Source organism: Psychrobacter sp. CX21, assembly GCF_057396255.1.
The window spans coordinates 1-13,548 of sequence record NZ_JBXYJG010000015.1; the positions used below are offsets into that span (position 1 = coordinate 1).

Genomic DNA, 13,548 nt, shown 5'->3' on the forward strand with positions numbered 1-13,548 from the left:
CTAAAACTAAAGAACAACTTGTTGTGAATTCTTGCTGACCGAATGCCGTTTATAAGGAGGTGATCCAGCCGCAGGTTCCCCTACGGCTACCTTGTTACGACTTCACCCCAGTCATCGACCACACCGTGGTGAGCGCCATCCTAAAAGGTTAGGCTACCCACTTCTGGTGCAATCAACTCCCATGGTGTGACGGGCGGTGTGTACAAGGCCCGGGAACGTATTCACCGCGGCATTCTGATCCGCGATTACTAGCGATTCCGACTTCATGGAGTCGAGTTGCAGACTCCAATCTGGACTACGATAGGCTTTTTGAGATTCGCATCACATCGCTGTGTAGCTGCCCTCTGTACCTACCATTGTAGCACGTGTGTAGCCCTGGTCGTAAGGGCCATGATGACTTGACGTCGTCCCCGCCTTCCTCCAGTTTGTCACTGGCAGTATCCTTAGAGTCCCCGGCATAACCCGCTGGTAACTAAGGAAAAGGGTTGCGCTCGTTGCGGGACTTAACCCAACATCTCACGACACGAGCTGACGACAGCCATGCAGCACCTGTATTCTAATTCCCGAAGGCACTCTCGTATCTCTACAAGATTCTAGATATGTCAAGACCAGGTAAGGTTCTTCGCGTTGCATCGAATTAAACCACATGCTCCACCGCTTGTGCGGGCCCCCGTCAATTCATTTGAGTTTTAACCTTGCGGCCGTACTCCCCAGGCGGTCTACTTAGTGCGTTAGCTGCGTCACTAAGGGATCAAGTCCCCCAACGACTAGTAGACATCGTTTACGGCGTGGACTACCAGGGTATCTAATCCTGTTTGCTACCCACGCTTTCGAACCTCAGTGTCAGTATGATGCCAGGAGGCTGCCTTCGCCATCGGTATTCCTTCAGATCTCTACGCATTTCACCGCTACACCTGAAATTCTACCTCCCTCTCACCTACTCTAGCCTAACAGTATCAGATGCAGTTCCCAGGTTAAGCCCGGGGATTTCACATCTGACTTATTAAGCCACCTACGCTCGCTTTACGCCCAGTAATTCCGATTAACGCTTGCACCCTCTGTATTACCGCGGCTGCTGGCACAGAGTTAGCCGGTGCTTATTCTGCAGCTAATGTCATCGCTTATGGGTATTAACCATAAGGTCTTCTTCACTGCTTAAAGTGCTTTACAACCAAAAGGCCTTCTTCACACACGCGGCATGGCTGGATCAGGGTTGCCCCCATTGTCCAATATTCCCCACTGCTGCCTCCCGTAGGAGTCCGGGCCGTGTCTCAGTCCCGGTGTGGCTGATCATCCTCTCAGACCAGCTACAGATCGTCGCCTTGGTAGGCCTTTACCCCACCAACTAGCTAATCCGACTTAGGCTCATCCAATAGCGAGAGCGCAAGCGCCCCCTTTTCCCCGTAGGGTGTATGCGGTATTAATACGAGTTTCCCCGTGCTATCCCCCACTACTGGGCAGATTCCTAAGTATTACTCACCCGTCCGCCGCTCGACGCCTGATAGCAAGCTATCATCGTTTCCGCTCGACTTGCATGTGTTAAGCCTGCCGCCAGCGTTCAATCTGAGCCATGATCAAACTCTTCAGTTTAATCTTGCTTGTAACCTTTCACTTAATTAAAAGTAAGATAGATTACTAATCTTGGCTCATTTAATACTAGCAAATTGCTTTTCGTATGTTTCATATAATGAATTAACTTCGAGTTTTTCTGCTGTATTAAATGATAATTTTTTATAGTTAGTCATTATCCATACCTATTAATAGATACAAACAATCCCAACTTCATTTTTAGCATTCTTAATCAGCAAAAATCCACACAAGTTGTTCTTTAGTTCTAGCTTTTAAATAATGACTAGCTTGTCGTCCAAGACTAGTGTATTTCTTGCTTAACACCTCTGAGATCATCTCTCTTCGTGCCGAGCAGGCTGACTATTATATAGATTTAAATATCGTTGTCAACATTTTATTTTTAATTCTTTCTAAGAAGATTTGCTTCAAAACTTTTAAGTTTATGTTGGCAGTCCGTCTTAACGAGGGCGTATTATAAAGGGTTTAGTTTTTGAGTCAACTAGTTTTTACTTTTTAATCGTTTCATTCTAAGAGTGAGAGTTTTATAAGTATTTAACATATATGAATTAACTTATATACATTTTCTGACTTATACAACCAGTACAAATCTATACGTTGTATGGAGTAGCTATTATATTATGTATGCTTAACCGTAGCTTTAATAGTGGACACGATTCCAGATAATGCATAGATAATACCAATTGCCAAAATTCCAAGAGGAATATCAGATAGCACAATCGCCATGATTAGCACTCCAATAATTAACGCGACAAAAGGTACTTTCTTTTTATCGAATTCTTTAAAACTGTAGTATTTGAGATTGCTTACCATCAACAATCCGCAAATCGCTACCCAAGCTGCACACAAATACATAATTTGAGTGTCGTAGATGCCTACCCAGCTATTATGATCAATAGCCACCATGACTGAACTTGTAACAAGAATTGCAGCTAAAGGACTTGCCAAACCAACAAAAAACTTTTTATCCACTTCACCAATTTGCACATTAAAACGCGCTAAACGAAAAGCTGCACAGGCTGTAAATATAAACGCACATCCGATACCTATCCTTCCTAATGGCTGTAAAGCGAAACTATAGATAAGAATTGCAGGCGCCACACCAAAGGCTAACATATCCGCTAATGAATCGTACTGCTCTCCAAAAGGGCTTTGTGCATTAAGCATACGGGCGACTCGACCATCAGCCCCATCTAATATGCCTGATAGAAAAATAGCCAACGAAGCTTTATAAAACTCGCCTTGCATACTCGATAATATAGAGAAGAATCCAGATAACAACGACAAGGTAGTAATTAAGTTTGGGGCTAAATAAACACCACGGCTGACCACAGGATTACCGTCTGCTACTTCTTGCTCAATAACTTCAAACGTTAAAGCATCGAAACCTTCACCGATTAAATCATTCGGATGTACAGATGATGGTAAATCAGACGTTTGGCTTTCGGTATGTGAGTGATGTGGGTTCTTCATACTAAATCCTTTATTGATAAATAACCAAAGTACTCACTTTGTATAAATTTATAATAATGTAAGCAGCTACTATTTATCTATTGTCTATTCAACTAACGACTACTCGTTACTCACCAACTAGCCAGCGAACATTGACAGCTTGGCTTTTAGGCAATTCTGGTGCATCCTCAGGGCGCATCAGTGGCTGAATGAAATTTAAAATCTCGCGTGCATGTTTTTCGAACTGCCAAGGTGGATTAATAATTAACATACCCGTACCGTTAAGCCCAGCAGCAACATCATTGGGATAAATATTCAATTCACATAAAAGCTGTCTACGTATATCTGTACGCTTCATTTTTTTATAAAATAGTTCTACAGCATCAATATTCTTAATCGGAAACCATAACGCATACACACCTTGCGGCCATTTTTGCATTGAGAAGGTCAATAGATCAATCAGCTGAGAGAAATCTTTATGCTCTTGTTCATAGGGAGGATCTATTAAAATAAGACCTCGACGCTCCTCTGGCGGTATTACTGCTGGTATACCTTCAAATGCATTGCGATTGTGGATACCTATGGGCAGCTGATAAAGCTGATAATTAAGCGCATCATATTCTGAATTCTTGTATTCAAAAGCTTCAGCTCTAATCTTAAGGTCTGGATTTTTTTCAACATGATGGGCTATCCACCAAGGTGACCCTGGATACACATGCTTGTCATAGGTTTGACGAGCTTGATGGATATCATCAATATATTGACGTACTGCATCTGGCGCATCAGCCAAATCTGCGCCAAGAATTCTTTGGACGCCAGACTTAGCTTCTTCTGTTTTTCGTGCTTCATCACTACTTAAAGAATAAAGACCTCGCCCACCGTAAGCGTCTAAGGCATAAAAAGGCTTGCCTTTCTTACTCAATTGATTAAGTAGTTGAATAAGTAGAATATGTTTTGCGACATCGGCAAAATTGCCGGCGTGATAAGCGTGTTGGTAGTTCATAAGATTGCTTGTATTATAAAGAATGTTTGGGTATCTAAATTTCGTTATATGGTAGCATAAGCGGTTATAAAATAAGTATATTAAAAGTTAATACTATTATTTTAAGGTATCGGTTCATGACTACAGTCGGTAAGACGCTTATTGATAGTAACATAGCGCCCATTGATAAGGGATTGCAAGACCCCATTACTGTCGCTATTCCACCGCCTTTAACCCCTGAGGAGGTTGACACCTCAAGAGAAACAGCTGAATATATTATGCAAGTGCTAACCACTGAGGATAGTGTAGTAGATTTGGGCGTCATTGACTTATCATTGACCCAGCAAGCATTGTCACAATCTGACTTTGAGGCTAACTGGGCGCAGCGTCTAACAGACGACATTATAGATAGCTTTGTCGGTTCCGGTTTTATTGTGCTGGATGAAGTGTACTCGACTAAAGCCCTGTTAGCGCTGCAAACAGAAAGCGGATTTGTTGATTATCGAGAGGCGTTACTTACTGAGGGCATACGTAAAACAGATATCCGTGGTGACCGTATACGCTGGATTACCAAAAACTTTTATGCCGGTTTTTATTATTTACAAAGCATCAATGAATTGGCGCAACTGTTTAATCGCACCTTATTCGCTGGTATCCGCCACAGTGAAGCACACTATGCTTGCTATCCTGCTGGTTTTGGTTATAAATGGCATGCTGATAATCCTGCTGGGCGTGATGAGCGGGTCATTTCTGCGGTATTTTATTTAAATGATGAGTGGCGTGAGGTGGATGGCGGTCAGCTGTCTATTATCGACTCGAACAACCAGCAGCATCAGTTGTTGCCTAAAGCCAACCGTTTGGTTATCTTTGATAGCGATCTGCAACATCAAGTCGAAATTGCCCATCGCCAGCGCTACTCTATTGCCACTTGGCTACGCCGTGATGACGCATCAATCGTTGCAGAGCCTTTATAAGGCTATTATTTTTCAACCTTAATGTCTACTGATAATGTATTCTATACAGCCCTTAAACTTTAAGAACTCACAACGACAACCTATACTCTGACAGCCTATTGCTATCAGTATTTATATTTTATACCTCTAAGGGAAATTATGAGCGCTAAAGACACTATTGACCAATCAACCCATCAACAACAAACCTTAGCATTAAGTATTGAGCTCATGCGCCGTGACTCCGTCACCCCTGATGATAAAGGCGCTCAGGATGTGTTGGTAGAGCGATTAAGCCCATTAGGATTTAACAGCGAATTTATGTACTTTGGTGATAAGCAAGCTACTGGTCTTAATGCCGAGGTCAAAAACTTATGGTCAAGACGTGGTAACCAGGACCCTGTGGTTTGTTTTGCCGGTCATACTGACGTCGTGCCCACAGGCAACCCTGATAACTGGAAAATACCACCTTTTGAACCAACCGTTAAAGACGGCTATCTTTGGGGTCGTGGTGCCGCTGATATGAAAACAGGTATCGCTGCTTTTACCATTGCCGCTGAAAACTTTGTCAAAAATCACCCTGACCATAACGGCTCGATTGCGATGTTAATCACCTCAGATGAGGAAGGCCCTTCTATAAACGGTACGGTAAAGGTGATGGAGGCGCTAGAAGCACGTCATGAAAAAATCACTTATTGTCTTGTCGGCGAGCCATCGAGTACGGACACGCTAGGTGATATTATTAAAAACGGTCGCCGTGGTTCGTTGGGCGGTATTTTGACTGTAACAGGTAAGCAAGGTCATGTCGCCTATCCGCATCTGGCAGTTAACCCCATTCACGCCCTTTTGCCAGCACTGACCGAGTTTGAAAATGCCGTGTGGGATAAGGGCAACGACCACTTCCCTGCCACGACCATGCAAATTTCTAACCTTAATGGCGGTACAGGTGCTAATAATGTCATTCCAGAAACAGTTGACGTGGTGTTTAATTTTAGGTTCTCAACAGAGACGACAGAACATGAGCTTCGTGCCAAAACACATGCCATCTTTGACAAGCACTTTAATAACAGTGACGCCACCTACGACATTCAGTGGAAGTTATCAGGCAATCCCTTTTTAACTGCTGAGGGTAAATTAGTGGATGCGTGTAAAGTCGCTATTAAAGAAGTCACTGGTACCGATACTCAGCTATCGACCTCAGGCGGGACCTCTGACGGCCGATTTATTGCGCCTACTGGCGCCCAAGTGGTTGAGCTTGGTGTGCGTAATGCCACCATTCATCAGGTCGATGAGAAAGTTGAAGTAGACGATCTGGGTAAATTGGCGCAAATATATGAGCGTATGTTAGAGGAGTTGCTGTTGGGTTAAGTTGAATATGTGTCAACTACTTCGATTAACCAACCCTAACCCCTGCTCGTCATTCGCAAATAGAAAATGAGCTAAAAAAACTAACTGGAGATAATATTGAAGTTAGAAGAACAGGAAGGCTTATTTTTTAGTGCGCTTTATCAGCTTCAAAACTTACAAACCAACCAATAAATCTAAACTAAAAAAATTAGTATGAACGGTATTTCAAAATCTTTACCTCATCTATTGATAAACGTTATATTGACGATAAAAATCTGTCAATCCATAGCAGAACGTTCTAATTTTTCATCATATAATACAAATAAAGTAGAAGCTATAACGGTTTACAACACTTCTATATTAGAAGATGAGGCGACTGCCATTGTATCTATTATTGAGAAATATAATGCTGATATGGTATTTATAACTCCTAAACCACATGAACCAAAAATTGAAGTTGGTGTTTGCTTTTATAACAAATTACCCACTGATTTAAAAAGCTGTATTGAGAGTGAGTTAAGTCAAGCCATAGGTAAAAACGTTGTTATAACACCTACGGCGCATTTAGTCCTTCCTATCGGCGGTTTAGATGAGTCTACTTATAAAAACAGTCCTTATGTTTATCAAAATCTCAATGCTTAATATTTAGGAATAATAGCATGGCCTAAAAAAGCCAGTCTCTTTTAAAGAAACTGGCTTATAATTACTTTATTTTATATACCTAGATTTTATACAGCTAAACTAATCCGCTTCATCGATCCAATTCATTTGAATCGCTTCTAAGATACCTTCGTTTGACTTTTGCGGGTCGTCATCAAAGTTTTCGAGTTCTGTTACCCAGCGATGTAAGTCAGTAAAGCGGATGTATTGCGGGTCGGTCTCTGGAAATTTCTCAACAAGTTCAATGGCGATGTCTAGGCTGTCTGTCCATTTTAGTTTTTGGTTCATGGTTATGTCCTTTTATAAGCTATTCATTGTGAATTTGAGTATTAAATATCTAATTGGTGCGGTAGTCTTTAATAACCCCACCCTACCATCTATTTGACTATGTGTTTTATTTTAGCATTCATTTTCAAGTTTTGCGCCAAGGCGACAACGAAGGTGCGGTTTAGCCTCGATTGTAGCGGATATACTTGGTGCAGCATCGTGGTACGGGCGCTTGAAAAGTGGCGGTATCGTGGTAGCAGGAACGACACGTTTCATTAGCGCCCGCCACGATGCAAGTCAAGATAGTAGCGAAAGCGAGATTGGCTCAAATTTACTCTATTGACGTTTTATAGCCATTTGATTGGTGTTCCATGTGGTTATAATCTCCGTTAAATACTCATCTTTCATGCCAAAGTCTTCTGGCTTTAAGACGTGATCGTTTTCTTTTAATACAAATTTAGTTAATCCAACTGCCATTAAATTGTTTTTGACATAGAAATGATGCTGGAAATATATGTATTTTTTATCCCACCCTTCTAAGGTGCTGGTCACAGTCATTTTGTCCAACAGTTTGATTTCTTTAAGATAAACCATTTCTTGCATCGAGATTATCCACTCAAGATCTCCCAAACTTTCTTTATTGACCAGCGTCATTAACCAGCCTGTTATATTTAATTCTATAAAAGAAAGATATCGGTAATTTGGTAGGTGTTTACGAAATCCCATGTCGTGCGGTAGCACTCTGTACTTTCTTATAAATGGATCAAACCACGCTTTTGTATCTTCAGATAATTCTGGTACTTGTGCCAATGTTTCTGTGTGGTTGCTCTGCGTGTGCTGGCTTTGTGTGTTAGTTGATGGGTCTTGTACTTCGGTGTGCTTCTGCGCATCTGCAAGCTCTCGCGCTAACAATTTTTTTAAAACAAAGAAACGGATGAGCATGTTCATGATCGAAAATCCTTACGACTTTTAGGTTGATGTCTTTTGTGGTTTGTCGTGTACTGATTGTTATGTACTGTTTATTGAGGACGTGTTTGAGTCATATGGTGGCTGCTAAGTCTATACCGCCTTTTTGAAATTGTCAGCTTTGATTTGTGGTCTTTAAAAAAGTTATCAATTATTTAAATCATTTTAGGTTGAAAATTATGTCACTAAACCCCATTTTTAATACAGCCCCATAGCTCAATCCCAAGGTTAATGTTGTTTAGTTAACATTTAATCAATAATAATAGATTTGGGCGGTATGGGTACCTTATCAATTATTAACGTAATCAAATTTTTTATGGAGAGACACATGAATATTCGCCCTTTGCATGACCGCATTGTCGTACGCCGCGTTGAAGAAGAACAAAAAACTGCCGGTGGTATTTTATTGCCTGGCTCTGCGCAAGAAAAACCGTCTGAAGGTGAAATCTTAGCGGTTGGAAATGGTCAAATTCGCGATAACGGTGACGTTCGCGCTTTGGATGTGAAAGTTGGTGATAAGGTTTTATTCGGTCAATATGCGGGTCAAACTGTTAAAGTTGACGGTGAGGAGCTGTTGATTATGAAAGAATCTGATGTACTTGGTGTATTGGAAGGCTAATTGCATTTATCTCAGATAAATTATTTCAATATACCTAATTCTATCTGTGAAAACTTATTATATTTAAAACTAAAATACTTACTAATTAACGATAATAAATTGGAGAATAATTCTCATGGCAAAAGACGTAAAATTCGGTTTAGACGCACGCAATCAAATGATGGACGGCGTAAATATTCTTGCCAATGCGGTTAAAGTGACCCTTGGCCCTAAAGGTCGTAACGTTGTTATCGATAAGTCTTTTGGTGCGCCTAGCATCACTAAAGATGGTGTTTCGGTAGCCAAAGAGATTGAACTTGAAGATAAGTTTGAAAACATGGGCGCGCAGCTTGTGCGTGAAGTGGCAAGCAAAACTAATGATGTCGCCGGTGACGGTACAACAACGGCGACGGTATTGGCTCAATCTATCTTAGTTGAGGGTATGAAGTCGGTTGCTGCTGGCATGAACCCAATGGATCTTAAACGTGGTATCGATAAGGCGGTACGTGAGTCTGTGGCAAAAATCCATGAACTATCTACCCCTGCCGATGATGAAAATGCGATTGCTCAAGTAGGTTCAATTTCTGCAAACTCTGATCCTAAGATTGGTCAGCTTATCTCTGAAGCAATGAGTAAAGTTGGCAAAAAAGGTGTTATTACTGTTGAAGAAGGGTCAAGCTTTGAAGATACGCTTGAAGTGGTTGAGGGTATGCAATTTGACCGTGGTTATATTAGCCCGTACTTTGCCAACAACCAAGACAGCTTAACCGCTGAGTTTGAAAACCCTTATATCTTATTAGTCGATAAAAAAATCAGCAACATTCGTGAAATCGTACCATTACTTGAGCAAGTCATGCAGCAAAGCAAGCCGCTATTAATTATTGCCGAAGACGTTGAAAACGAAGCGCTAGCTACGTTAGTGGTTAACAACATGCGTGGTGGCTTGAAGACCTGTGCGGTAAAAGCACCTGGGTTTGGTGATCGCCGTAAAGCGATGTTAGAAGACATTGCAACCCTAACAGGCGCTACGGTTATCTCTGAAGAGATTGGCTTGAGCTTAGAGACTGCAACGATTGAGCAACTGGGTACTGCTAAGAAAGTTACTGTTGGTAAAGAGAATACCATTATCGTTGATGGCGCTGGTCAGAAGACGGATATCAATGCGCGTGTTGAGTCTATAAACCGTCAGATCGAAGAATCTACTTCTGATTATGACAAAGAGAAGCTTCAAGAGCGTGTGGCTAAATTGTCTGGCGGTGTTGCGGTTATTAAAGTTGGCGCAGCAACTGAAACTGAAATGAAAGAGAAGAAAGACCGTGTTGACGATGCCCTGCATGCAACTCGTGCTGCGGTTGAAGAAGGTGTGGTTCCTGGTGGCGGTGTTGCATTAGTACGTGCTATGGCTGCGATTAGCGACCTAACCGGTGATAATGACGACCAGAATGCTGGTATCAACATCTTACGCCGTGCGATGGAATCGCCTTTACGTCAGATCGTTACTAACGCTGGTGATGAAGCATCTGTTGTGGTTAACGAAGTTAAAGCGGGTTCTGGTAACTATGGTTACAATGCGGCAACTGGCGAATATGGCGATATGTTAGATATGGGTATCCTTGACCCTGCCAAAGTTGCACGCTCTGCCCTTGAACATGCAGCTTCTGTGGCAGGTTTAATGCTGACTACTGAAGCAATGATTACTGACAAGCCTGAAGCTGCTGATCCTATGGCTGGCATGGGCGGTGCTGGTGGTATGGGCGGCATGGGTGGTATGGGCGGCATGATGTAAGTTATGCATATTTGCTGCATAACGATTCCTCTTTGTTTGACGAGCTTAATGTACTATCTTCGCTCGTCATCTTCGATAAATCGTTTATAGCTACAATATGAATTAAATTAAATTGTAGTTATTATACACAGCTGTTTATACGCTTAATCGCGTTAATAAGACCCCAATAAGCAATTGCTTATTGGGGTTTTTATATTGGGTACTATGATAGATTTATTGACAGCGTTATAAGCATCGTTACCAACACTTTTATCAACGCTCATCCCGTCTAAACATCAACGTCTTATCATCAGACGCTTCATCCACGTAATAATAACCATCTAAGTTAAAGCCTTTTAAATCTTCTACCTTGGTGATTTTATTTTCCGCAGCATATCTCATCATTAGTCCGCGTGCTTTTTTGGCGTAAAAAGCGATGACCTTAAACTTACCATTTTTTTCATCTTCAAAACGTGGGGTAATAATAGGTGCATTCAATGCTTTTTTCTTAATGGATTTAAAATATTCATTAGAGGCAAGATTAACAAGCACATTGTCTTCATCTTTAGCCGTATCTTGCATATATTGATTAATGATAATGGCAATATGCTCGCCCCAAAACTCATATAAGTTGTTGCCACGTTCGTTTTTAAGCTTTGTACCCATCTCTAGCCGGTATGGTTGGATTAAGTCGAGGGGTCTTATTATGCCGTATAATCCGGATAAGATGCCTAAATGCTTATCGGTATAAATAACAGCGTCTTTATCCATGTTATAGATATCTAGACCTGTATAGACATCTCCATCGAACAAAAATCCTGCTGGCTTTGCATTGTCATCTGTAAAAGGTTTTTGTTTACTCCACGCCCACTCTTGATTTCTTTGAGCATTCAATTGTGCTAGGTCATCAGAGATGCCCATCAATTCTTGCAAATCTGTTGGTTCTTTAGACTTTAAAATCTTCATTAAAGATTGAGCGTGTTCAATCAGTGCTGGTTGACTGTAATAATTACCAACTTTTACTGGAACTGCATCACTTTCATTTAAGCTCTTCGCAGGCGATAAAACAAAGTACATAGATATGTCCTTAATTAAACAATTTGATAAGTTATAAACGTGATTTATAGTTTTTATAAATATGTCTGTAGATTATCATAACTATGTGTTTCTATACAGGTAGAGACTTAAGACTTAATTTAGAGAGTTATGTACAAGGTTATTAATAGGGGGCTTTGAATAAAGAGAGAAAAAGATTATATGAGTTAAAACTCATATTTGAGTTGAATTTTAAATAAATACCTTTTAGTTTATTATAGGATATAAAAGAACCTATAAATTTGTATTTAAATTAATCTATGTAGATTCATAAAATAATTTAAATGTTAAATCTATTAAATTAAGTTGTGCAGATTGTTATCAAATGTAACTCACCGGTCATAATTCTTGAATGAAATTTATAGGTTTATGTTCTTATAATAAATATCAGTGATATATATTTAATACTCATTTATTTAATTTATAACCTTTGGTTTTACTCACGTAAACCAGAGGTTTTTTAACCGTTAGTTTATTTTAATTATTAGTTTTTTTAGTGAAGGGTTTTTACCCACTAATAAAAACGTATAATACTTGAATGTTAATAGATCAAAAGATTTATAACCATTATTTAGCTAGGAGCGAACATGATAATAGGCACTATCCAAGCAAAACAGGCCCACGAAGGCCGAGTTGCCATAACTCCCGATGCAGTGAAAAAACTTATTAAGCTTGGACACGATGTCATTATTGAATCTGGTGCTGGGCATCATGCGTATTACGATGATGGCGCATATTCAGCTGCAGGCGCTAAAGTGGTTAGTGAGTCTGACGTCTTAAAAGATGCTAATATTGTGTGTGTGGTTCAAGATTTAACACCCGAGCAAATCTCTCAACTATCGAGCGGAAGTATAGTAGTTGGTATGTTAGATCCATACCGTAACGAACATCTTGACGCGTATGCAAAACAGGGTGCGACTACCTTTGCCATGGAATTACTACCTCGTACCCTATCTCGTGCTCAAAATATGGATGTACTGTCTTCTCAAGCCAACCTTGCTGGGTACAAAGCAGTACTAATGGCAGCGAATGAATACGCCCGCCCCTTCCCCATGTTTATGACCTCAGCGGGTACAGTTAAACCAGCAAAATTGATTGTGCTGGGTGTTGGCGTTGCAGGTCTTCAAGCCATTGCAACTGCGAAGCGTTTAGGCGCAGTCGTAGAAGCGAGTGACTTACGCCCCTCTGTCAAGGAACAAGTAGAGTCACTTGGCGGCAAATGGCTGGATGTACCGATGAGCGATGAAGAAAAAGAGAAAGCGAAATCTACGGGTGGGTATGCATGGACACCGTCTGAGCAATATATGAAAGATCAAGCAGCAGTTGTCGATAAAGCGGCATCGAACGCCGATATCATTATTACTACGGCGCAGATACCTGGCCGCAATGCGCCTCGTCTTATTCACAAAGCCACGTTGGATAAAATGAAGCCAGGCTCTGTATTGATTGATATGGCGGCAAGTTCAGGTGGTAATGTTGAAGGTACGGTATCCGGTGACACTATTGTGACAGATAATGGCGTACGTATCGTTGGTGCTGCCAATATTCCAGCCTTATTGGCTGCGCAGTCTTCAGATCTGTATGCAAACAATTTAGTAAACTTTATCACCACCCTTTTTGATAAAGAGAATGACAATGCATTGGCCATTAATCTTGAAGATGAAATTCAAGGTGCATTGGCAGTGACTCATAATGGTGAGGTGCGATTAAAGCGTAAATAGATAGATAGCTTGGTAACTTGGTAACTAAATAGCTATCTAGCTTGAGGCCATGTTCAAATGTTTGGTTCATATGTTTTATTACTAAATGCTTGAGGGCTCAAAGTACGCGTTTTTAAGACGCTTACATTTATAAGAACACGGTATGCTTACGTAAAAAA

The 13,548-nt window shown here is 40.8% G+C and carries 11 protein-coding genes and 1 rRNA gene; 6 read left to right on the forward strand and 6 right to left on the reverse strand.

Annotated elements, in window-relative coordinates:
- Window positions 1–52: 52 nt before the first annotated feature.
- The 3 genes from AC2SLP_RS09160 to AC2SLP_RS09170 form a co-directional block, all read right to left on the reverse strand.
- A 16S ribosomal RNA gene (locus tag AC2SLP_RS09160) occupies window positions 53–1,590 on the reverse strand.
- Between the two features lie 615 nt (window positions 1,591–2,205).
- Window positions 2,206–3,060: a CDP-diacylglycerol--serine O-phosphatidyltransferase gene (gene pssA, locus AC2SLP_RS09165; protein ID WP_486536367.1), complete on the reverse strand. Its 855-nt coding sequence runs from the start codon at window positions 3,058–3,060 to the stop codon at window positions 2,206–2,208.
- A gap of 106 nt (window positions 3,061–3,166) precedes the next feature.
- Window positions 3,167–4,042 (reverse strand): 23S rRNA (adenine(2030)-N(6))-methyltransferase RlmJ, encoded by an 876-nt coding sequence (locus AC2SLP_RS09170; protein WP_486536368.1) that lies wholly within the window; start codon window positions 4,040–4,042, stop codon window positions 3,167–3,169.
- 116 nt (window positions 4,043–4,158) lie between these two features.
- On the opposite strand from AC2SLP_RS09170, the gene AC2SLP_RS09175 reads away from it, so the two are divergent.
- The 3 genes from AC2SLP_RS09175 to AC2SLP_RS09185 all read left to right on the forward strand — a co-directional run bounded on the left by AC2SLP_RS09175 (window position 4,159) and on the right by AC2SLP_RS09185 (window position 6,960).
- On the forward strand, window positions 4,159–4,995 hold the full coding sequence (locus AC2SLP_RS09175; protein ID WP_486536369.1) for a 2OG-Fe(II) oxygenase: 837 nt from the start codon (window positions 4,159–4,161) through the stop codon (window positions 4,993–4,995).
- A 138-nt stretch (window positions 4,996–5,133) separates the two neighbouring features.
- Window positions 5,134–6,339 (forward strand): succinyl-diaminopimelate desuccinylase, encoded by a 1,206-nt coding sequence (dapE, locus tag AC2SLP_RS09180; protein WP_486536370.1) that lies wholly within the window; start codon window positions 5,134–5,136, stop codon window positions 6,337–6,339.
- A gap of 192 nt (window positions 6,340–6,531) precedes the next feature.
- Window positions 6,532–6,960: a hypothetical protein gene (locus AC2SLP_RS09185; RefSeq protein WP_486536371.1), complete on the forward strand. Its 429-nt coding sequence runs from the start codon at window positions 6,532–6,534 to the stop codon at window positions 6,958–6,960.
- Window positions 6,961–7,059: 99 nt separating this feature from the next.
- On the opposite strand, the gene iscX is transcribed toward AC2SLP_RS09185, so the two are convergent.
- On the reverse strand, window positions 7,060–7,266 hold the full coding sequence (gene iscX / locus AC2SLP_RS09190) for a Fe-S cluster assembly protein IscX (protein ID WP_486536372.1): 207 nt from the start codon (window positions 7,264–7,266) through the stop codon (window positions 7,060–7,062).
- A 315-nt stretch (window positions 7,267–7,581) separates the two neighbouring features.
- Window positions 7,582–8,193 (reverse strand): acyl-CoA thioesterase, encoded by a 612-nt coding sequence (locus AC2SLP_RS09195; protein ID WP_486536373.1) that lies wholly within the window; start codon window positions 8,191–8,193, stop codon window positions 7,582–7,584.
- Between the two features lie 346 nt (window positions 8,194–8,539).
- On the opposite strand from AC2SLP_RS09195, the gene AC2SLP_RS09200 reads away from it, so the two are divergent.
- Both AC2SLP_RS09200 and groL read left to right on the forward strand, forming a co-directional pair.
- A complete protein-coding gene (locus AC2SLP_RS09200) occupies window positions 8,540–8,830 on the forward strand; it encodes a co-chaperone GroES (RefSeq protein WP_486536374.1) in 291 nt (96 codons plus the stop codon).
- Between the two features lie 115 nt (window positions 8,831–8,945).
- Window positions 8,946–10,595: a chaperonin GroEL gene (gene groL, locus AC2SLP_RS09205; RefSeq protein WP_486536375.1), complete on the forward strand. Its 1,650-nt coding sequence runs from the start codon at window positions 8,946–8,948 to the stop codon at window positions 10,593–10,595.
- A gap of 252 nt (window positions 10,596–10,847) precedes the next feature.
- Here groL and yaaA read toward each other — a convergent pair whose 3' ends face one another.
- Window positions 10,848–11,651 (reverse strand): peroxide stress protein YaaA, encoded by an 804-nt coding sequence (gene yaaA / locus AC2SLP_RS09210; RefSeq protein WP_486536376.1) that lies wholly within the window; start codon window positions 11,649–11,651, stop codon window positions 10,848–10,850.
- A 605-nt stretch (window positions 11,652–12,256) separates the two neighbouring features.
- On the opposite strand from yaaA, the gene AC2SLP_RS09215 reads away from it, so the two are divergent.
- Window positions 12,257–13,390, forward strand: coding sequence for a Re/Si-specific NAD(P)(+) transhydrogenase subunit alpha (locus AC2SLP_RS09215; RefSeq protein ID WP_486536377.1), 1,134 nt, complete (start codon window positions 12,257–12,259; stop codon window positions 13,388–13,390).
- The last annotated feature ends 158 nt before the right edge of the window (window positions 13,391–13,548 follow it).

Bases quoted from the DNA above. Each gene is read 5' to 3' on its own strand.
- iscX (WP_486536372.1), bottom strand. From the start codon at position 7,266: ATGAACCAAAAACTAAAATGGACAGACAGCCTAGACATCGCCATTGAA.
- dapE (WP_486536370.1), top strand. From the start codon at position 5,134: ATGAGCGCTAAAGACACTATTGACCAATCAACCCATCAACAACAAACC.
- groL (WP_486536375.1), top strand. From the start codon at position 8,946: ATGGCAAAAGACGTAAAATTCGGTTTAGACGCACGCAATCAAATGATG.
- AC2SLP_RS09215 (WP_486536377.1), top strand. From the start codon at position 12,257: ATGATAATAGGCACTATCCAAGCAAAACAGGCCCACGAAGGCCGAGTT.
- pssA (WP_486536367.1), bottom strand. From the start codon at position 3,060: ATGAAGAACCCACATCACTCACATACCGAAAGCCAAACGTCTGATTTA.
- AC2SLP_RS09195 (WP_486536373.1), bottom strand. From the start codon at position 8,193: ATGAACATGCTCATCCGTTTCTTTGTTTTAAAAAAATTGTTAGCGCGA.
- AC2SLP_RS09170 (WP_486536368.1), bottom strand. From the start codon at position 4,042: ATGAACTACCAACACGCTTATCACGCCGGCAATTTTGCCGATGTCGCA.
- yaaA (WP_486536376.1), bottom strand. From the start codon at position 11,651: ATGTACTTTGTTTTATCGCCTGCGAAGAGCTTAAATGAAAGTGATGCA.
- AC2SLP_RS09185 (WP_486536371.1), top strand. From the start codon at position 6,532: ATGAACGGTATTTCAAAATCTTTACCTCATCTATTGATAAACGTTATA.
- AC2SLP_RS09200 (WP_486536374.1), top strand. From the start codon at position 8,540: ATGAATATTCGCCCTTTGCATGACCGCATTGTCGTACGCCGCGTTGAA.
- AC2SLP_RS09175 (WP_486536369.1), top strand. From the start codon at position 4,159: ATGACTACAGTCGGTAAGACGCTTATTGATAGTAACATAGCGCCCATT.